The organism is Alicyclobacillus cycloheptanicus (genome assembly GCF_028751525.1).
Classification (GTDB): Bacteria; Bacillota; Bacilli; order Alicyclobacillales; family Alicyclobacillaceae; genus Alicyclobacillus_L; species Alicyclobacillus_L cycloheptanicus.
On the sequence record NZ_CP067097.1, the window covers coordinates 866,705 to 886,444 of the forward strand.

Sequence of the window (19,740 nt, forward strand, 5' to 3'; positions counted from 1 at the left end):
TTCATGCACCTCCGCGCGTTTCCGCTGACCTTGTCAGACCTGTTTGTCGGACCGTTGTTTCACGACTGCTCACCGCCGGACCGTTTTGTGTCCGCCCGCTCCGTTCGCCTTGCGCAATCAAATCCCGCAGTACAGCGGGGTACAGCCGGTGTTCCACCGCGTGAATCCGAACCAATAGTTCCGCTTCCGTGATGCCGTCCGGGATGTCGACGGTCTCCTGGGCGATGATGGGCCCTGTGTCGATGCCCTCGTCCACAAAGTGAAGGGTCACGCCCGTGACTTTCGCACCTGCGGCGAGCGCGTCCGCGACCGCGTGCCGTCCGGGAAACGCCGGCAGCAAGGAAGGATGAATGTTGACGATGCGCCCCGGATAGGCCTTTAGCAGCGTGGGGCCAATCAGCCGCATATAGCCGGCCAGCGCAATCCACGCGACCCGATGGCGATGCAGCGTGTCCAAAATGGCCTGCTCGTACGCCTGCTTGTCCGGGAAGGCCTTGGGGTCCGCCGCAAACACCGGGACCCCCCGCGCCTGTGCCCGTGCGACCGCGCCGCACCCCGGACGGTCCGTCACCAGGCACACAATCTCCCCCGGCCAATGATTGGCCGCAGCTGCGTCGAGCAGCGCCTGGAAGTTGGTGCCCGATCCCGATGCGAACACCGCCACCGGCACCCGCCGCCGCTCCGTCATCCTTCCGCCTCCCAGACCACCGCCGGTGCCGCGGCTGCAGACGGCGAGGCCTCGATGCGGCCGATGGGTACCACGCTCTCGCCGAGATCGGTCAGAAAATCCGCCACCCGCTGTGCCTCCTGCGGCGCGACGACCACAGTGAAGCCGATGCCGAGGTTCCACACGCGCGCCGCCGCCGCCAGCGACATGCCCCCTTGCCGCATCAGCCAGTCAAACACCGCGTGCCGCTCCCAGGCGTCGAACGACAGCCGCGCCTGCAGGCCTTGCGGCAAACACCGCGGCAAGTTGTCCACCAGCCCGCCGCCCGTGATGTGCGCCATGCCCTTGATGGGCAATCCGGCCTGCAGCGCCGATAAAATTGAGTGCACATAAATCCGCGTCGGCCGCAGCAATTCATCCGCCACACTGCCGCGCCAGCCAGGCAGCCGCGCTTCCCAGCGCAGCCCGGCCTGTTCGACCAGCCTGCGCACCAGCGAAAACCCGTTCGAGTGCAAGCCGTTGCTGGCCAGCCCCAGCACGACATCGCCGCGTTCAATGCGCGACCCGTCGACGACGGCGTCTTCATTCACGACCCCGACCGCAAACCCGGCGATATCGTACGCGCCCGCCGGGTACATCCCCGGCATTTCCGCGGTTTCCCCGCCGACCAGCGCACACCCAGCTTCCTTGCAGCCCTCGGCGATGCCGGCCACGACCGCTTCCGCTGCGTCCGCGTCGAGTTTCCCCGTTGCCAGGTAGTCCAGGAAAAACAGCGGCTCCGCCCCGAGGCAGAGAATGTCGTTGACGCACATGGCCACGCAGTCAATGCCGATGGTGCTGTGCCGCCCCGTGGCCTGTGCCACGGCCAGCTTCGTGCCCACGCCGTCGGTCCCGGACACGAGCAGCGGCTTAGGGTAGCGCTGCAGGTCGAGCCTGAACCCGCCGGCGAATCCGCCGATGCCCGCAGCCACGCCCGGCCGCATCGTGCCCGCCGCAATTTGTCCATACCGTTTTGCCAGGGCGTTGCCCAGGTCGACGTTGACGCCTGCTTCCCGATACAAATCCCGCTTCCCGCTCATCGCACCGCCTCCTTGACCCGCTGCTTCGCCGACACGACGGGTTCGTTTCCGAGCTTATCCACCTCGTGAATTTCCGTCGGATACTCCCCGGTGAAGCACGCGTTGCAAAACGGATATGGGCCCTGTGCGGCGAGGCCAAACGCGCTCATCAGCTCGGGCACCGTCAAAAACTCGAGGGAGTCGGCGCCAATTTCGGCACAGATCTCCGATACGCTGTGGTCGGCTGCTACGAGTTGGCCCTTGGATGACGTATCGATGCCGTAGTGACACGGGTGCCGGTACGGCGGACTCGAAATCCGCACATGCACCTCCACAGCCCCGGCCTCCCGCAGCATGCTGACAATCCGCCGAATCGTCGTGCCCCGCACAATCGAATCGTCGACCAGCACCACGCGCAATCCTTGCACCACTGACCGAACCGCGTTCAGCTTCAGGCGAACCCCGAGGTCCCGCTGCCCCTGCGAGGGCTGAATGAACGTGCGGGCAATGTACTTGTTCTTGACCAGGCCCATTTCGTACGGGATGCCGCTTTTCTCCGCATACCCGGACGCCGCAGAAATGCTCGAATCCGGCACCCCAATCACGATGTCCGCCGCAACCCCGTGCTGCTCCGCCAGAATGCGGCCGAGCTGCTTGCGCACGGCGTGCACATTCCAGCCATCGATGTCACTGTCCGGACGTGCGAAGTAAATGTGTTCAAACGTGCACATCGCGGTGCGGCGCGGCTCTTCTGAAGCCTTTGCGTCCGGGTACATGGGGAGGCTGTGCAGACCCGCCGCGTCCATGGCGATGATCTCGCCAGGCGCAACGTCGCGCAGGAACACTGCCCCGATGGTCTCGAACGCGCACGACTCCGACGCCACCACATAGCCGTCTCCGAGCCGCCCGATGCACAGCGGGCGCAAGCCCAGCGGGTCGCGGGCCGCCACCAGCTGGTCGTCCGACAAGAACACCAGGGCGTACCCGCCGCGAATGTCGTGCAGGCTTTGGCGAATGTTCTCAAGCAAGGTGTCTTCCTGTTTGCGGGCGATGAGGTGCAGCACCACTTCCGTGTCGCTCGACGACTGGAACAGGCTGCCCAGCTCTTCCAGGCGTCGACGCAGGACATGGGCATTCACCAGGTTGCCGTTGTGGGCCATCGCGAGGTTGCCCTGGTAGGTGCGCACCGTGATGGGCTGCGCGTTCTGAACCGTGTTCGATCCCGCCGTCGAATACCGCACGTGCCCGATGGCGGCGCGGCCTGGGAGGGCGTCGAGCTCGCCGTTCGCGAACACGTCCGCCAACAGTCCCAGCCCGCGGTGGCTGTACATGCTGCCGGCTTCCACAGCGGCGATTCCAGCCGCCTCCTGCCCGCGGTGCTGCAGCGCCACCAGCGCGTAGTATGTCACGATGGCCGCATTCTCGTGGCCAAACACGCCGAACACGCCGCACTCCTCATGCGGTTTGTCATCCATCATGCGCTCATCTATGCGCTCATCCATTTTGACAACCCCGTTCCATAAGCTGCTTTGAGGTCTGCGACCAACACCGACAGCCAGGGTTCTTCGCGGTCGCTCACGCTAAGCGAGTCGCCCCCCGTCTCGCCAATCACCGTGAACGGTACGCCAGATGCTGCCGCCGCCGATTGAACGGCGTCGACGTCGGACGGCGCGATCTCGATGCATACCCGCCCCTGCGCCTCGGAAAACAGCCACCCTGCGCGCACCAGCGGCGTGGCCGCGTGCAGCGGCAGGCGAATGTAGGCGCCGATTTCGTCCGGCATGCACATTTCCGCCAGCGCCACACCCAGGCCCCCTTCACTGACATCGTGTGCGGCGCGGATTTGCCCATCGCGAATCAGCTGGTACAGCAAACGCTGGAGCCGCGCCTCGGCCGCGAGGTCACAGCGCGGCGCATCGCCCGCTGGCCGGCCGGCTAGCCATTGCCAGCACAACGAGCCGTCCAGCGCGTCGTCGGGCGCGCCAAGCAGGGCGACGACCGAACCCGTCGACGTAAAACGGTTTGGCGTGACAAACCGGACGTCTTCCACCACCCCGACGGCGCCGACGACGGGCGTGGGGTAGATGTCGATGCCGTGGCTCTCGTTGTAGAGGCTGACGTTGCCGCTCACGACCGGCGTATCCAGCTGGCGGCACGCTTCGCTCATGCCCGCCACGGCTTCGGCGAGCTGATACATGACCTCCGGCTTTTCCGGATTGCCGAAGTTGAGACAGTCCGTAATCGCCAGCGGTTTGCCGCCGGCGCACACGATGTTGCGCGCGGCCTCCGCCACGGCAATCGCGCCCCCGCGGCGCGGGTTGAGGTACACGTAGCGCCCGTTGCCATCTGTGGTCAACGCGACCGCGCGCGCTGTGTCCGGCACCAACACCACAGCGGCGTCGCTGCCTGGCCCGACATAGGTCGAGGCCCGCACGGTGGTGTCATATTGCCGGTAAATCCACCGTTTGTCTGCAATGGAAGGGTGACTGAGCAGGTCGGTCAGGGTTGCCCCAAGGTCCGCGAACGCGGACGCGTCGGGCAGCGGCACGCCCATGCCGGGCGGTGTCTCCGGCGCCTTCATCGGCCGCTCGTAGACCGGCGCCTCGTCCACCAACGCCTGGACGGGAACTTCCCCCACCACTTCGCCGTGGAACTTCAGGCGCAGCTGGCCGTCGTCCGTGACGCGCCCAATCTCCGCCACCTCCAGCCCCCATTTTTGAAGGATGTCGAACGCCGCTTGTTCACGCCCCTTCTCCATGACCACGAGCATGCGCTCCTGCGACTCCGACAGCATCATTTCATACGGCGTCATGCCAGCTTCCCGCACAGGCACCTTGTCCAGTTCCAGTTCGAGCCCCCCGCCCGCCCGGCTGGCCATCTCCGCCGACGAGGAGGTCAGGCCGGCAGCGCCCATGTCCTGAATCCCGACCACCGCCCCGGTCTGAATCAACTCCAGGCTGGCTTCGAGCAGCAGCTTGCCGAGAAACGGGTCGCCGACCTGTACGGCGGATCGCTCCTTCGCATGCGGGTCCTCCGCCGAAGCGAACGTCGCGCCGTGAATGCCGTCGCGGCCCGTTCGTGATCCGATCAGAAACACCGGGTTGCCGACCCCGGACGCGGTGCCTTTGACGATGCCGCTGGCGGGCAGCACCCCGACGCACATCGCGTTGACCAGCGGGTTGTGCTGGTACACCGGGTCGAACACCGCTTCCCCGCCGACATCCGGAATGCCCACGCAGTTGCCGTACCCCCCGATGCCAGCCACCACATTCGCAAACAGGTAGCGGGTGTGCGGGTCCCGCAGGTCGCCAAAGCGCAGGCTGTTCAAAAACGCGATGGGCCGCGCGCCCATCGTGAACACATCGCGCAGAATGCCGCCGACCCCCGTCGCCGCACCCTGATACGGCTCCACGGCGGAGGGGTGGTTGTGACTCTCCATTTTAAAGGCAATGCCGATGCCGTCGCCGAGATCGACAACCCCTGCGTTCTCACCGGGCCCCTGCAGCACCTGCGGGCCGCTGGTCGGAAACTTGCGCAGGTGCACCTTCGAACTTTTGTAGCTGCAATGCTCCGACCAGAGCACGCCAAACAGCCCGCATTCGAGATGGTTCGGCAGGCGTCCCAGGTGTGCTGCGACGCGGCGGTATTCGTCGTCGCTGAGTCCAAGCTCGCGGTAGAGCTGATGGTCGCGAATCTGCTGCGGCGTCGGCTGCGCCGGCGTAATGGATTCAGCCAGCGTGAACACCTCCTTGCATATCTTCCTGCACAACGCTCGGCCGCTGACGCGTCACGTACGTGTGCATGGACTGAAACAGGCGGATCCCGTCTTCAGACCCCATCCACACCGCCACCGCCCGCTCAGGGTGCGGCATGAGGCCGAGCACATTGCCCTTCGCGTTCAGCACCCCTGCGATGTTGCACAGCGACCCGTTGGGGTTGTGCTGGTACGCAAACGCGATTTGGCCCGCCGCCTGCAAGTCAGCGAGCGTTGCTTCGTCTGCATGGTACCGGCCTTCGCCGTGTGCGATGGGGATGTGAATGACCTCCCCGAGGTGATAACCCGCGGTGAACGGAGAGGTGTTGTTGCGAACTTCCAGGGCCACGCGCTCACAGCGAAACTGCAAGTTTTCGTTGCGCAACAGCGCTCCCGGCAGCAACCGGGCTTCCGTAAGCACCTGGAACCCGTTGCAAATCCCCAGCACCAGCCGGCCCTCGTCGGCCGCCTGGCGCACCGCGTTCATCACGGGCGAAAACCGGGCAATGGCACCGCTTCTCAAGTAGTCGCCGTAAGAGAACCCGCCGGGCAGCACAATGGCGTCATAGCCGTCGAGCGTGGATTCCTGATGCCACACGAGGTCCGCCTCGTCGCCTGTGGCCCGACGAATGCCAAGGACGGTGTCCTGGTCGCAGTTCGAGCCGGGAAACACGATGACTGCCCACTTCATCGGCTTTCTCCCGCCTTGGCGGCTGCTTCCGCTGGCTCAATCCGCACAATTTCGTAGGTCTCCATGACCGGGTTGGACAGCACCGTCTCACACATCGCGCGCACTTTCTCTTCCACGGCGGCGGCTGACTCGGCCGTGACGCAAAGCATCATGGCCTTGCCAATCCGGACGTGGCCGACCCCTTCATGCCCGAGACTCAACAACGCCTGTTCCACGGCGTGACCTTGTGGATCAAACACACTGGGCTTCAGCCACACCTGCAGGTCTACGTTCCAAGCGCCCATCAGGACTCCTCCTCGCTGACCCGGCGCATCATTTCCTGATAGGCGTCTTCGACGCCGCCCAGGTCTCTGCGAAACCGGTCTTTATCAAGTTTCTCGCGCGTCGTTGCGTCCCAGAAGCGGCATGTGTCGGGCGAGATTTCATCGGCCAAAATCAACGTGCCATCCTTCAGCCGCCCAAACTCGAGTTTGAAGTCGACCAGCAGCACGCCGCGCGCCCGCAGGTACGCACCCAGCACCTCGTTGACGCAGAGGGCCATCGATTGCATCTGCGCAATCTCCGCCGCCGTCGCCCAGCCGAGGACCTCCACGTGGTCGGGGGTGACGAGCGGATCGCCGAGATCGTCCTGTTTGTAGTAGAACTCGACAATCGGCCGGGACAGCTCGAGCCCTTCCTCCAGACCCAGGCGCTTCGCCATCGACCCCGCTGTGAGGTTGCGCACCACCACCTCAACCGGCACAATGCGCACGGCACGAACCAGCGTCTCCCGCTCGGACAGCTGCTCGACAAAGTGATTCTCGACGCCATGGTCTTTCAGCAGCGCGAACAAGCGGTTGCTCATCTGGTTGTTGATCACGCCTTTGCCCGCGATGGTACCGCGCTTTTCCCCGTTGAAGGCAGTGGCGTCGTCCTTGTATTCGACAATGTAATAGTCCGGAGAGTCGGTGGCGTACACCTTTTTCGCCTTGCCTTCGTACAGCTGCTGGCCCTTGACGGCCATGACGGTCACGCTCCTCCCATGTATTGGCGGCTCCCTGCCTTTTAGATGCCAAACCGCTCCAGAATGGTGTCCACGTGCTTTAGGTGCCAGCTCGGGTCGAAGCAGTCTTTGAGCTCGTCTTCCGTCAGGTGCTCGCGCACCAGCGGCGCCGCTTGGATGATGTCGTAAAAGGACCGGCCCTCTTCCCACGCCTGCATCGCGCAGGGCTGGACGGTGTCGTAGGCCTCCTCACGCGCGACCCCTTTTTCAATCAGCCGCGTCAGCACGCGCTGCGAAAAGGTAAGCCCAAACGTCCGGTCCATGTTGCGTTTCATGTTCTCCGGATACACGCGCAGGTCCGACAAGATGCGGTTCATCCGGTTCAGCATGTAGTCAATCAAAATCGTCGCATCCGGCAAAATGATGCGTTCCACGGAGGAGTGACTGATGTCCCGCTCGTGCCAGAGGACCACGTCTTCCATCGCCGGCGTCACATAGCCGCGCAGCACGCGCGCCAGCCCGCTCACCTGCTCGCACGAGACAGGGTTACGCTTATGCGGCATTGCCGACGACCCTTTCTGCCCCTGATAGAACGGCTCCTCCAGTTCGCGAACCTCAGACTTTTGCAGCGCGCGAATCTCCGTCGCAATTTTGTCGAGCGTCGTCCCAATCAGCCCGATGACAAACACAAACTCCGCATGACGGTCGCGCTGCAGCGTCTGGGCGCTGATGAGCGCCGGCTTCAAGCCGAGGCGTTCGCAGACAAACTGCTCAACGAACGGATCGACGTTCGCATACGTCCCCACCGCCCCGGAGATTTTGCCGTACCGCACACGTTCGGCCGCCGCGTCAAAGCGCTCCAGGTTCCGAATCATCTCGGCGTACCACAGCGCCACCTTGAGGCCAAACGTCGTGGGCTCCGCGTGCACCCCGTGCGTGCGCCCCATCATCAGCGTGTGCCGGTGCTTGCCCGCCAGCTGCTTCAAAGTATCGAGGAGCGTCTGCAGGTCGGCGCGAATCAGCTTCACCGCCTCCTGCAGCTGCGCCGACAGGGCCGTATCGACCACATCCGTCGAGGTCAGCCCATAGTGCACCCACTTGCGCTCCGGCCCCAGGGACTCAGAAACCGCGCGGGTGAAGGCCACCACGTCGTGGCGCGTCTGCTGCTCAATTTCGAGGACGCGATGGACATCAAACCGCGCCTTTTCGCGAATGGCCGCCGCATCCGCCCGGGGCACAACGCCGAGCTCTGCCCAGGCCTCCGAGGCCAGAATTTCCACTTGCAGCCACCAGTGAAACCGTTGTTCGAGTGTCCACAGGCGGCCCATTTCCGGTCGTGTATAGCGATCGATCACTTTGATTTCCTCCCAATTTATCGGCTGACGAGCGGCGTCGTCCAAATCCCGAGTTCCGCAATCTGGTCGAGTGCCGCTTCGGTCGAATCGGCCAGCACGGTCAAGTGCCCCATCTTTCGTTTTGCCGCGGCCCCTTGCTTTCCGTATAGATGAAGCTTCACGTTCGGCGGCAGGTTCGGGGCAGCCGCAACGGCCGCCCGCAAATGCTCGCCGAGAATGTTCACCATGACCACCGGCGACCAGCGCGTCGTATCACCAAGCGGCAGGTTGCAAATCGCCCGAAGATGCTGCTCAAACTGGGAGGTCAGACAGGCGTCGTAGGTGTAGTGCCCGGAGTTGTGTGGACGCGGGGCGATTTCGTTGACCAGCACTTGCCCGTCCCGCGTGACAAACATCTCCACGGCAATCAGCCCAACCACCTCCAGCGCATGCGCCGTACGCCGCGCAATCGCCTCCGCCGTTTGCTGCAGCGCATCGGACACGCGCGGCGGCACAATGGACAAATGCAGGATATGATCACGGTGCACGTTCTCGGCCACTGGAAAGGTTCGAATCTCGCCCTTCGGACTGCGCGCGGCAATAACGGACAACTCACAGGCGAGGTCGATAAACGCCTCGGCGATGAACCGCGCGGCGACGTCCGCAGTGCCTGCAGCGCCCGCGGCAGGAACACCCACGGCAGGCACTTCCTCGGCGGCGCTCGCCCACACTTTTTCCAGTTGTGCAGCCGATTCAATCCGCCACTGGCCCTTGCCGTCGTAGCCGCCAGTGGCCGTCTTCAACACCAGCGGAAAGCCAAGCGTGGTGCCTGCAACCTGCAAATCGTCGAGCGAGTGCACTGGGCGGTACGGTGTGACCGGAATGCCAAAACCCGCCAGCGTCGACTTCTCCAGCACCCGGTGCTTCGCGACCCGCAGCAGCCGGCTGCCTTGCGGCACATACGAACGCTGCTCCAGAATCTGCGCGACTTGCGCGTCCACGTTCTCAAATTCGTACGTGATCACGTCGCACGAGGCAGCGAGTTCCTCCGCTGCCGCCACATCGGTGTAGGGCGCCACAATCTGCCGGTCCGAAACTTGGCCGGCGGGGCAGTCCGGGGTTGGGTCCAGGGTCACAAACCGATACCCCATCCGCCTGCCTTCCAAAATCATCATGCGGCCCAACTGCCCACCGCCGAGTACCCCGATGGTTTGCCCAGGCAAGATGATCCGATCAGTCCAGTTCACTGTGCTCCACCACTTCCTGTGTGATGCGCGCCCGCCGTTCCGCAAGCCGCGCCTGAATCTCGGGGTATTTCAATCCGAGAATCTGCGCTGCGAGCAAGCCCGCATTGACCGCGCCAGCCTGTCCAATAGCCATGGTGGCCACCGGAACCCCGCCTGGCATCTGAACGATGGATAATAAAGAATCCACGCCGTTCAGCGTGGATGTTTTCACCGGTACGCCAATCACAGGCAGCACCGTCTTGGCCGCGACCATGCCTGGCAGGTGCGCGGCGCCCCCGGCCCCGGCAATGATGACTTCGATGCCCCGGCCAGCGGCGTTCTCCGCGTATCCAAACATCATGTCCGGCGTCCGATGCGCAGAAACGACCCGTTTTTCAAACGGGATGTCAAGCTCCTCCAAGATATGGCAGGCGTGCGCCAAGGTATCCCAATCTGAACGACTGCCCATAATGACGCCGGCGAGCGGATTCATTCTCGTCCCTCCTATGATGAAGCCCGAAAAGCAATTCCCTCGCATTCAGTGTACAGACTGACCGGAAAACCTGTCAACCAAAACACGAACATTAAACACCATTCGTTCATAAACGTTCGGATTTATGTGAGCAGGGCGCGCACTCGAGCTCGCGGTGCGGACCCAATTCGCGTCCATTCGCCGCCCGTTCGGTTGTAGGTCCGACTGAATTGTGGTATGAACGGTGTAGGTCGCCGGACTCATATCCCACAACGGAGGCTTTGGCTGATGACGGAAGTTCGTAAGACCATCCAGGCATGGGAACAGGAATACGGCATCGTGATCCTCGATCTAGATGGATTCGATACGGACGATCCGCAACTATACGATCGCCTCTTTTCCCGGTCAGAATTTGAAACAGCGCTCGCGTCCTGCACAGTGATTCAGCGCCGCAGGGCGAAGGACGGCGCTAAAGCGGCTGATGGGGAGCCCCCTGCCGAGGCACCGACTGGCGCAAACGGTGTAAACATCCCAAACGGGGCAGGGTTCTCGCAGCCGTTCGTCGCATCGGCTGCAGCGCCGGTATCGGCAACTGCGCCGCAATCGGAAGCTGCGACGCTATCGGCAGCAACGCCGGCACCCGCATCGGTGGCGGCAGACCGGACAGATCCGGCGGACCGCACGCATGCACCCATCCCGCCTGCGGACGAACCCAGCCCACGCAAAAGGCGCCGCGCGGACCCCAATCGTCAGGCCGCGCAGCCATGGCAAGCCAGCGCCGCCTCTGCGCAGCGCGGCCTGAAGAGTGCCTGGCGGCGGCGATCGGTGCGCCGGCTGCTCATCTTGTTTACGATGCCGACGCTGGCAACCTTGTGCGTCCGCGCCCTGTATCGACTGCTCGGACGTTTTGTTCGGATCGCCTGGTATTGGCCGCTCCTGGTCATTCTCATCGACCTGTTCATCATTCTGTTGGCACCCGTGGCGCCGATTGTGTCTGGCCCACTGTATCTCTGGTACGTCATCCTGAACGCGCTGGTCCACATCCTGGGCTGGCTTGCCCGCGCCGCCATGGCGCTGACCCCGTGGAAATCGGCCTTCGCCAATCTCGGCACGCAGCCCTTCCTCAACGGCGTGGTGCTCTCCGGCAATCGACTGCCGCTCTATTTCACGATGGGGGCAGCCGTGGCGAGCAGCATCGTGCTCGGCACTGGCATCGGGTCCATCGCTGAACTGTGGCAGGCAACCCGCAGGGCGATGCAGCGCAGCCATCCAGGAGCCGCAGACCCCACCGACCCGTCTTCACCGGACGCATCCTGAATTCCTTCCCTTATGAAATCAGGCGGAGCACACGAGGCTCCGCCTGATTCACACTGCGCAAGCTGCGGCCTTGCGCACACCTGTACATAGCGGCTTACGCCGCCGTTTTGCGCACATGCCGTGCCGCGATGAGGTAGTACACGATGCCTGTGATGATGGGTGCGGCAAAAGCCGTCAGGTCGGCGCCGCCAAACCACGCGTTGGACAGCGGGCTGGCAAAGTCCTCGCTGTTCGCCGTCAATGCCGTGCAGATGACACCGATGATGTAGGCTGTCATGGCACGCCAGTTGACGCCGCCGGTGTACCAGTAATCAGAACCCGGGTGACTCTCGGCCAACCCGGATGCACTGTACTGCCCGCGAATCAATCGATGATGAATCAGGTAAATGACCGCCCACGGCGCGATGAAGATGACCATGAGATCCAGGAAGTTCTGGAAGTTGCTGACGAAGCCCGTCGACACAAACAGTGCATACACGCCGAGCGCCGTGCAAATCAACCCGTCCAGTGCCACCGCCCAGTACCGCTTCAGATGAATGCCCATGGAAAGAAAGCTCATTCCGGAGCTGTACGCGTTCAGGTAGTTCGCGGTGATGTCGCCGACAATCACGGCAATCAAGAAGGGAATCGCTGCCCAGGACGGGACCGCCTTGGCAATGGCCATGACCGGGTTGCTCGAGAACGCGGCCGAGTTGACGAACGTCCCCAGCAGAATCCCAGCGCCCATCATGACGAAACTGGCGATGCCCCCGCCAGCAAATGTGACGCCCACAATCTTGCGGGTCGGCGTCTTCGCCGGCAAGTACCGCGAATAGTCGGCAGAGAAGTTGACCCAGCCGTAGAATGTCGAAGCCAAGCCAATGGATGCGGCCAACAGGAAGGTTGGGAACGGACCCTTTGCGGCCATGTCCGCAGCCGGCGTCGAAAAGCCCCAATTGACGTGCGGCAGAATCGCGATCACGACCAGCACCGCACAAATCGCCAGCACGAACGCGAGAATCCGCTGCATCTTCAACAGCGTCGCATGCCCCAGAATCGGCACGGTGTAGGTCAGCACCAGCGTGATGATGAGCGCAATCACCGTCGGTCCGGCGCCGCTCGACGGCAGACCAACGTACTGCGCCAGGCTCAGGAACGCCAGCACTGTCAGGACCATCGTCACCGCTTCCCAGCCGACCGCCGTGATCCAACTGAAGAAGGCAGGCACCTTGCTGCCATTTACGCCGAACGCCGCTTTGGAAATCGTCAACGTGACCGTGCCGCCGCGCGGGCCCGTCGACGACGCGTAGCCGAGCACCGCAAACGACAAAGAACAGATGACTGCCACCAGCAGACTTTCCCAAACGTTCAAGCCGAGCGCGGTCAACAGCTGCCCGGTCACCACACCTGTATACGTCAGAACCGCAGCAAACCAGACAAAGAACAGTTCGCGCGGAAGCCCGTATCGTTTGTCAGGCGCAATGATGTCTGTCCCCGCGGTTTCCACGTGAAACCCGCCGTCTTTTTGGGCAATCGGCAGTTCCGGCGAAATTGCTTTGCTCATCCCTTTTATTCCTCCCCAAACAATGTCTCGTTCTCTCCAGCAAAACTGCGCCATGCGTCATGTGCGCAGTTTTTCGTTTATTCCCATTCAATCGTCGCCGGGGGTTTCGAAGTGATATCGTAGACCACCCGGTTGACGCTTCGGACTTCGTTCACGATACGCGTCGAGATGCGTTCCAGCACTTCATACGGCAGCCTCGCCCAGTCGGCCGTCATGCCCTCCTGGGACACCACGGCCCGAATCGCGATGGTATGCGCGTAGGTCCGTTCATCCCCCATCACGCCAACGCTCTGTACGCCCGTCAACACGGTGAAGTACTGCCACACCGCCCGTTCCAGGCCAGCCTTCGCAATCTCTTCCCGCAAAATCGCGTCCGAATCGCGCACGATGGCCAGCCGCTCCGGCGTGACCGCGCCGATGATGCGAATCGCCAGCCCCGGCCCCGGAAACGGCTGCCGCCACACCAGCGATGACGGGAGCCCCAGCGCCTCGCCGAGCGCCCGAACCTCGTCCTTGAAGAGTTCCCGAAGCGGCTCGATGACCTGAAACTTCATGTCTTCCGGCAGCCCGCCGACATTATGGTGCGACTTGATGGTCGCCGCCGTCGCTGTTCCGCTTTCGATCACGTCCGTATACAGGGTGCCCTGCACAAGAAAATCGAATGGACCCAGGCGCTCGGACTCCGCTTCAAAGACGCGAATAAACTCTTCGCCAATGATTTTGCGCTTGCGCTCCGGGTCGCGGACATCCTGCAGCTTGCCCAGAAACCGCTCCGAGGCGTCCACGCGAATGACGTCGATGCCCAGCTGGCCGCCGAGGGTATTCATGACCGCCTCGGACTCGCCGGCGCGGAGCAGGCCGTGATCGACAAACACAGCCGTCAGTTGGCTGCCGATGGCCCGATGGACCAGCGCGGCCGCCACAGACGAGTCGACGCCGCCGGACAGCGCGCACAGCACCTTCGCTCCGCCGACCTGTTCACGAATTTGCGCAATGGCGCCGTCAATCAGCGAATCCATCGTCCAGTCGCCGCGGCAGCCGCAAATTTTGAAGAGGAAATTGGACAGCAGCGCCATGCCTTCATCGGTGTGCCGCACCTCGGGGTGGAACTGGACAGCGTACAATTGCCGGTCCGCACGGCTCATGGCTGCGATGGTCCCAGAGGGCGTTACAGCATCAACTCGAAATCCTGCCGGGACCTCCCGAACCACGTCGCTGTGGCTCATCCACACCCCCTGCTCGCGCGGCAGCGACGCAAACAACTGGCACGCGTCTTCTTCCACAAGCAGGTTCGCGCGGCCGTACTCCCGAATGTGGTCACGCTCCACCTTCGCCGCAAACTGTTTCGCGATGAGCTGCATCCCGTAACAAATCCCAAGAATCGGCACGCCCAGCTCGTAAACCCGCGGATCGATGTTGGGTGCATTCGGCGCAAACACACTGTTCGGCCCTCCGCTGAAGACGATGCCCTTGAGGTTCTTTTGGGACAACTCCTCAACGGAAACACTGGGAGGCAAAAGCTCACTGTATACGCTGCATTCGCGAATCCGCCGCGCGATGAGCTGATTGTACTGACCCCCAAAATCAATGACCACAACCGATTCGTGTACCGTGGAACCTTGCGCCGTCATGCATCTACCTCCCGTGAACATTCCATCCCGATGAACGGTGACACTGTCACATCATCGAACGCATCAAAAAATCCGACCCTCCTCGTTTGGTTTAGCCTGTGCACCTGCAGTTGCACACATACGAGGATAGTCGGATAGATTTACAGCCTGAGACCACGTGGCGGACAAGCAATGACACACCGCGTGCGTCTTTGCTCGTCGTCCTGCCTGTGTCTCGCAACGGCTGCCAGCAATATGACTAACCTCGTAGTCGAACGATTTACGGTCGTCCGGTAGAGACTGCCGAGCCTTATTCCCGGCACTATACGAGATAAATGATTACAAAGAACGACCCTATTCTACTGATGACTGCCCAAAACGTCAACTCATCCTGCGGATTCGAAGGGTCACAGGCTGCTAGAGTTGCGAGACCTTTTCCGGCGGCCCGGACGGCCTTGCTGCAACAGCGCGGCAATCCACCTCTTCCAGGTTTGCCTGGCGCGCGCGACATCCTGCGCGGACGGCGCCCCCGGCCCATACCAGGCGGCTTCCGCGGTGGTGAGGAAGTGGCGAACCTCGTCTTCCGGCAGTTCCGTCGCCAGGGCGGCCTGATACAAGTCCCGGACGCTGAACACGACCCCGCCAAGCCGACCGCGCGCGGCGAGCAGCTTGATGAGATAGTGCATGCCGCGCGTCATGCCCGCAGGCGAATCCGCCCGCCACAGGCGCTCCGCGCGGAACAACAGAATCCGCCGGCGAAACACCCAGGCGAGCGCCGCCAACAGCGCGAGCAGCCCCGCCAACACCAGGCCCGCCAGCTGCATCCACCGCGTGACGTTGACAGCGGACACGCTGGATGTATTGGCGGGCGCTGGCTGCACCTTGGTTTTCGGCGGCGTCGGCGCAGCCGGCGTCGAATTGACGGCCGGACTCGAGGCTGGCGACGTGGTTCCCTGAGAGAAGGGCATGTTGAAGCCCGGCGTCGGGTCAAACGGGATCCACCCCAGTTTCGGGAAGTACACCTGCACCCACGCATGCGCGTCCTGGTTCTCGATGATGAACCGCTCGCCCGGGCCCTGGTAGGCGTAGTCCTCAGTGCCCTGCGTAAACCCGGTCACAAATCGCGTCGGGATGTCCACCGCCCGCAATAACACCGCCATTGCGGAGGCAAAGTTGTTGCAGTACCCTTGGTGGGTCTCAAACAGAAATTGGTCCACGTAGTCCTGGCCGGGGCCGGGGACCGGGATGTCCTGTGTATTGTAGGTTTCGAACGACTGAAGATAGCTCATCACGCTGGTGACCTTGCCGTACTCTGTTGCGTCGTCCGCCGTGATCTGCTTCGCCAAGTCCCGCACTCTGGCCGGCACACTGCTTGGCAGCGCCAAATCCTGTGTCACGCTGGCTGGGTAAAGCGATGTCGGATCTGCGGGCAAGGGTGGCTGCGACATGAGGACATCCGTCGGATCCGCCAGTTCGCGGCTCGTCACCACGTACTGTTCGTCCGGCTGCAAGGGCGAACCGGACAGGCTCCCAGACGAGTCATCGAGCACGATAGACGCAGACGCGCCAGCCCCGCCATGACCTGCCGAGCCGGACCGGATGTCATTCACCTGTTGAATGGCATAGGCGCCAAACAGCACAGGCACGTTCAATCCGCCATGAAGAACGGTGACCTTTTGTTGAACCACCTGCGTCGGCAGCGAGGCGGCAAAGGTCGACTGCGGGTTGTACACATTCTGGTTCAGGGGAACGACTGCGCTCGCAAAGCTGCCGGGCAGCCATCCCTTTCCCGTGTAAACATTCAGGACCTGCCCCTGCAAGTACGCCGGCTGGGCGGCAATGACGCTGAGCACCTGCGTGTCGCTCATGGTGAACGACCCACCGAGATGCGCGTCATCCATCTGATAGCCAATGACCTTTTCGGTCGCTCCTGACACCGCCTGCACAGACAAGCTGCCCGACGCGCTGGGAGAAAACGGATTGGCCCACACCGCAGGCTCATCGGGCAGGGCCAGGGACACGCCAAAGAGAACGGCGCAGACGATGGCGAACGGAACAAAAAATCGCAGGCTGGGCGATCCGGACTGAATCAGACTCGACCGCATCTGTGCGTACCGTGTCATGCCAAGCACGCAGACACAGTCCAACAGCAATACGACCAGCGCGGCATTGGGGTGCACCCCCGTGTTCGCATCGATCGCGCCGAGCACCAGCACCGCGAGCGCATTGTAGAATATCCACAGCCTTTTGCGGCGTGCGGCGTACGTGAGCAGCCAGAAAATGCCGAGCAAGGAGAGCAAAAACAGCTGGGTCTGCAGCGGATCCTGAAAGCCAGTGGTATGGCGCAGCAACCCGTATACCTGGAGGCCTTCTTCCCTGAGCAAGCCAAGCAGCCCCCGCCAAGCGCCGGTGTGACTGGGCCGAAAATACCGCCACATGTAGGCCACAGTACCCAGCACCCCGGCGGCCAGGCGAAACCAGCGGCTTTGCACCAGCTGCGCCAGTACAAAAACGCCGAAAATCACCCACGCGAAGGAGCGCGGGTTGACCAGCAAGCCGAGCTGCTGCATGGGCGGCAAAAACACCCACAGCCAGACGGCGGCAGCGACGGCGATGAACAAGCGGAACACGATGTTTGGGGATGAATCAGCCCCCCGCGGCACGATGCATTCCTCCTCGCTGCAGGGCGTTCAAGGACTCCGGGGACGGGATGAGATAGACGCGGGCCCCGGCGCGCTCCAGCATCTCAACGCCTTCACGCTGCCCGTCCGTCAACTGCCCGCCGGGCACCGGCATGAACCATTCGACGGGCGACCGATGGCGCACCGCATGCACAGCAGCGGCCGTTTCGCGGTTCACCTCCGGCGACAGCACCACCAAGGTGGTCCCGGGTACAACCTCATTCACCATGTGCAGCAGCGTCTCTTGAAACCCGGTTTGTCCGTCTGGCCGGGCGAGCGCGAGTTCTTCCATGCACCGGAACAACAAGGCCTGGTCACGGCCCGCCGGCAGGGACACCACACCTCGAGCGTGCATCGTGAACGCAAACTGACGCCGCAAGTCGAAGGCGTGCTTCAACAGCGATGCGGCGACCGTCATCTCTAGTTCAAACAGACTCGCGGGCCGGGATGCAAAGGAGGTTTCCGCCGCGTCAATGAGAAACAACAGCTCGCTGGTGACGTGCAGTTCAAACTCCTTGGCCTGGAGTTCGCCGCGGCGCGCACTTGCGGGCCAGTGAATGCGGCTCAGCCGGTCGCCCGGCACATAGCTTCTGACCCCGAGCACGTTGGTCGATTCCTCCGCCCGCCGGCGCGTCGGCTGCCGCAGGCCCTGTTCCTCCGGGTGGTACCCCGCCCAGCCGCGGACAGGCACAATCTGCGGATACACCATCACCTCGTCAAAGCGGCGGATGCACGCGGTTCGGTGAACCAGCCCAAACACATCCCCCGTCTCAACAGTGGTATCGCCAAGCGCGTACACCCCCCGCTGCACCGCGTCGACCTGATAGACGAAGGAAGCCTCCGTCGACCACATGGGCTGCAACACCCGTTCTGCGCCCAACGTTTGAAACCGCCAGCGTTCGGGCAGGTCGTCGCGCACCCGAACCCACAACAATGGCCACCAGCCGCGGCGGGTCAAAGACAGCGTGATTTCAAGCGGCTGCCCTGCGGACAACCGACTCGCTGACAACGAGCGTGACGTCTCGACACCGCGCAGTCCGAAGGACCAAACCAACCCTTCATACACCACCAAAAGCGTCCAGAAATAAAACAGAAACCAGGCGAAAAACGCCCCTTGCACACGAGCAAAGACAAACAACGCGCCCCAGATCAGTCCGACCCCCGACAGCCCGAGGACTTTGAGGACACGCATCAACGACGCACCTCATGCAGGACCGGAACCGGAATCGCAGCCAGGCAATCCTGAATGAGCGCATCGACGCGAACCCCCGACAGCCGCGCTTCCGCAGACAGCAGGACCCGGTGCTCCAGCACATAGGGGGCGAGCAGCTGAATGTCGTCCGGGACGACGTACGGTCGGCCTGAAATGAACGCCAGCGCCTGCGCCGCCTTGAACAGCGCAATGCTGGCCCGCGGACTCGCCCCCAGGTAGACGCTTTTGTGTTCACGTGTGGCCTGGACAATTTGCACCAGATACTGACGCACCTGGCTGTCGACGTAAATTTCAGCCGCTTCGCGCCGCCATTCCAAGACCCGTTCAGGGGTTGTGACCGCCGCAATCTTCGCAATGGGATGCCCTTCCTGCTGACGGGTCAAAATATCCACTTCATCTGCCAATGTTGGGTAGCCCATGCTGAACTTCAGCAGAAAGCGGTCCAACTGCGCCTCCGGCAGCGGAAACGTCCCCTCAAATTCAATGGGATTTTCAGTGGCCAGCACAAAGAAGGGGGACGGCAGGCGGTAGGTGACGCCGTCCGCAGACACACTGTGTTCTTCCAACGCTTCCAACAGCGCAGACTGGGTTTTCGGGGAGGTGCGGTTGATCTCGTCGGCCAGCACCACTTGTCCGAAAATCGGGCCAGGCCGAAATTCAAACGCTTGCGACTTTTGATTATAGATGGAAACACCCGTCACATCCGATGGAAGCAGGTCCGGCGTGAACTGAATGCGACGGAACTCACAGCCGAGTGACCGCGCTGCCGCGCGAACCAGCATCGTCTTGCCCACCCCTGGCACGTCTTCAATCAGACAGTGCCCGCCCGCCAGCAGCGCCACCAGCAGGAGCCGAATCACATCCCGTTTGCCCACAATGACCTGCTCCATGTTATCCACGACGGCTTTGAGTTCCGGGTTCCACTCTTCCAACGCAACCCCACGCTGTACCTGCTGCACAGTAACACCCCTTCGCCGATTTCACTGGCGTACCACAGCGAAATCCCTACTTGTCTATTGACGATTGTACCTTCAATTCTGTTACGAAAACACCCAAAAGTTTCACTAGTTTCACACGAAAAAGGCAGGGTACCCTGTTTTTGGCCAGACGCTTTCGACGAAATCCATTGATTCCTCTGAAATCTTGTGATAAGACTTAAGATATAAATCGGTCAAGTGACCAATTTGGACAC

At 62.5% G+C, this 19,740-nt stretch carries 16 protein-coding genes and 1 riboswitch; of the genes, 1 reads left to right on the forward strand and 15 read right to left on the reverse strand.

Annotated features, from left to right (window positions below; genetic code table 11):
- Position 1: 1 nt before the first annotated feature.
- Genes purN through purE form a run of 10 tightly spaced genes read right to left on the reverse strand, consistent with a single transcriptional unit; the run spans position 2 to position 10,205 of the window.
- Positions 2-688 carry a phosphoribosylglycinamide formyltransferase gene (gene purN / locus JI721_RS04010; RefSeq protein ID WP_274456785.1) on the reverse strand — a complete coding sequence of 229 codons (687 nt, stop codon included), beginning with the start codon at positions 686-688 and terminating at the stop codon, positions 2-4.
- Positions 685-1,746: a phosphoribosylformylglycinamidine cyclo-ligase gene (gene purM, locus JI721_RS04015; RefSeq protein ID WP_274456786.1), complete on the reverse strand. Its 1,062-nt coding sequence runs from the start codon at positions 1,744-1,746 to the stop codon at positions 685-687. Before purM ends, purN begins: the two co-directional genes overlap by 4 nt.
- The gene (purF, locus tag JI721_RS04020; protein WP_274456787.1) at positions 1,743-3,227 is read right to left on the reverse strand and encodes an amidophosphoribosyltransferase; all 1,485 of its coding nucleotides are present in this window, start codon (positions 3,225-3,227) and stop codon (positions 1,743-1,745) included. Before purF ends, purM begins: the two co-directional genes overlap by 4 nt.
- Positions 3,212-5,470, reverse strand: coding sequence for a phosphoribosylformylglycinamidine synthase subunit PurL (gene purL, locus JI721_RS04025; RefSeq protein WP_274456788.1), 2,259 nt, complete (start codon positions 5,468-5,470; stop codon positions 3,212-3,214). Before purL ends, purF begins: the two co-directional genes overlap by 16 nt.
- On the reverse strand, positions 5,454-6,170 hold the full coding sequence (purQ, locus tag JI721_RS04030; protein ID WP_274456789.1) for a phosphoribosylformylglycinamidine synthase subunit PurQ: 717 nt from the start codon (positions 6,168-6,170) through the stop codon (positions 5,454-5,456). The genes purL and purQ overlap by 17 nt, the downstream gene beginning before the upstream one ends.
- Positions 6,167-6,454 carry a phosphoribosylformylglycinamidine synthase subunit PurS gene (purS, locus tag JI721_RS04035; protein WP_274456790.1) on the reverse strand — a complete coding sequence of 96 codons (288 nt, stop codon included), beginning with the start codon at positions 6,452-6,454 and terminating at the stop codon, positions 6,167-6,169. Before purS ends, purQ begins: the two co-directional genes overlap by 4 nt.
- Positions 6,454-7,173: a phosphoribosylaminoimidazolesuccinocarboxamide synthase gene (gene purC / locus JI721_RS04040; RefSeq protein ID WP_274456791.1), complete on the reverse strand. Its 720-nt coding sequence runs from the start codon at positions 7,171-7,173 to the stop codon at positions 6,454-6,456. Before purC ends, purS begins: the two co-directional genes overlap by 1 nt.
- A gap of 41 nt (positions 7,174-7,214) precedes the next feature.
- Entirely contained in the window at positions 7,215-8,507 is a 1,293-nt protein-coding gene (purB, locus tag JI721_RS04045) for an adenylosuccinate lyase (protein ID WP_274456792.1), read from the reverse strand.
- A gap of 17 nt (positions 8,508-8,524) precedes the next feature.
- Positions 8,525-9,733 carry a 5-(carboxyamino)imidazole ribonucleotide synthase gene (purK, locus tag JI721_RS04050; protein ID WP_274456793.1) on the reverse strand — a complete coding sequence of 403 codons (1,209 nt, stop codon included), beginning with the start codon at positions 9,731-9,733 and terminating at the stop codon, positions 8,525-8,527.
- Positions 9,720-10,205, reverse strand: coding sequence for a 5-(carboxyamino)imidazole ribonucleotide mutase (gene purE / locus JI721_RS04055; RefSeq protein WP_274456794.1), 486 nt, complete (start codon positions 10,203-10,205; stop codon positions 9,720-9,722). The genes purK and purE overlap by 14 nt, the downstream gene beginning before the upstream one ends.
- A gap of 267 nt (positions 10,206-10,472) precedes the next feature.
- Here purE and JI721_RS04060 point away from each other — a divergent pair, with 267 nt between their 5' ends.
- Positions 10,473-11,501, forward strand: a complete 1,029-nt coding sequence (locus tag JI721_RS04060; protein ID WP_274456795.1) for a hypothetical protein — start codon at positions 10,473-10,475, stop codon at positions 11,499-11,501.
- A 94-nt stretch (positions 11,502-11,595) separates the two neighbouring features.
- Here JI721_RS04060 and JI721_RS04065 read toward each other — a convergent pair whose 3' ends face one another.
- The 5 genes from JI721_RS04065 to JI721_RS04085 all read right to left on the reverse strand — a co-directional run bounded on the left by JI721_RS04065 (position 11,596) and on the right by JI721_RS04085 (position 19,438).
- Positions 11,596-13,044, reverse strand: coding sequence for a purine-cytosine permease family protein (locus tag JI721_RS04065; RefSeq protein WP_274456796.1), 1,449 nt, complete (start codon positions 13,042-13,044; stop codon positions 11,596-11,598).
- Between the two features lie 77 nt (positions 13,045-13,121).
- Positions 13,122-14,675 (reverse strand): glutamine-hydrolyzing GMP synthase, encoded by a 1,554-nt coding sequence (gene guaA, locus JI721_RS04070; protein ID WP_274456797.1) that lies wholly within the window; start codon positions 14,673-14,675, stop codon positions 13,122-13,124.
- A 227-nt stretch (positions 14,676-14,902) separates the two neighbouring features.
- Positions 14,903-15,004: riboswitch (purine riboswitch) on the reverse strand.
- A gap of 57 nt (positions 15,005-15,061) precedes the next feature.
- Entirely contained in the window at positions 15,062-17,317 is a 2,256-nt protein-coding gene (locus JI721_RS04075) for a DUF4129 domain-containing transglutaminase family protein (RefSeq protein WP_274456798.1), read from the reverse strand.
- Entirely contained in the window at positions 17,301-18,527 is a 1,227-nt protein-coding gene (locus JI721_RS04080) for a DUF58 domain-containing protein (protein WP_274456799.1), read from the reverse strand. The genes JI721_RS04075 and JI721_RS04080 overlap by 17 nt, the downstream gene beginning before the upstream one ends.
- Positions 18,527-19,438: an AAA family ATPase gene (locus JI721_RS04085; protein WP_274457655.1), complete on the reverse strand. Its 912-nt coding sequence runs from the start codon at positions 19,436-19,438 to the stop codon at positions 18,527-18,529. Before JI721_RS04085 ends, JI721_RS04080 begins: the two co-directional genes overlap by 1 nt.
- Positions 19,439-19,740: the final 302 nt, after the last annotated feature.

What these genes read in the sequence shown, in the direction of transcription:
- purF (WP_274456787.1), bottom strand. Translation starts at nt 3,227, where the DNA reads ATGGATGAGCGCATAGATGAGCGCATGATGGATGACAAACCGCATGAG.
- purC (WP_274456791.1), bottom strand. Translation starts at nt 7,173, where the DNA reads ATGGCCGTCAAGGGCCAGCAGCTGTACGAAGGCAAGGCGAAAAAGGTG.
- JI721_RS04060 (WP_274456795.1), top strand. Translation starts at nt 10,473, where the DNA reads ATGACGGAAGTTCGTAAGACCATCCAGGCATGGGAACAGGAATACGGC.
- JI721_RS04080 (WP_274456799.1), bottom strand. Translation starts at nt 18,527, where the DNA reads ATGCGTGTCCTCAAAGTCCTCGGGCTGTCGGGGGTCGGACTGATCTGG.
- guaA (WP_274456797.1), bottom strand. Translation starts at nt 14,675, where the DNA reads ATGACGGCGCAAGGTTCCACGGTACACGAATCGGTTGTGGTCATTGAT.
- JI721_RS04065 (WP_274456796.1), bottom strand. Translation starts at nt 13,044, where the DNA reads ATGAGCAAAGCAATTTCGCCGGAACTGCCGATTGCCCAAAAAGACGGC.
- JI721_RS04085 (WP_274457655.1), bottom strand. Translation starts at nt 19,438, where the DNA reads ATGGAGCAGGTCATTGTGGGCAAACGGGATGTGATTCGGCTCCTGCTG.
- purE (WP_274456794.1), bottom strand. Translation starts at nt 10,205, where the DNA reads ATGAATCCGCTCGCCGGCGTCATTATGGGCAGTCGTTCAGATTGGGAT.
- purS (WP_274456790.1), bottom strand. Translation starts at nt 6,454, where the DNA reads ATGGGCGCTTGGAACGTAGACCTGCAGGTGTGGCTGAAGCCCAGTGTG.
- purM (WP_274456786.1), bottom strand. Translation starts at nt 1,746, where the DNA reads ATGAGCGGGAAGCGGGATTTGTATCGGGAAGCAGGCGTCAACGTCGAC.
- purQ (WP_274456789.1), bottom strand. Translation starts at nt 6,170, where the DNA reads ATGAAGTGGGCAGTCATCGTGTTTCCCGGCTCGAACTGCGACCAGGAC.
- purN (WP_274456785.1), bottom strand. Translation starts at nt 688, where the DNA reads ATGACGGAGCGGCGGCGGGTGCCGGTGGCGGTGTTCGCATCGGGATCG.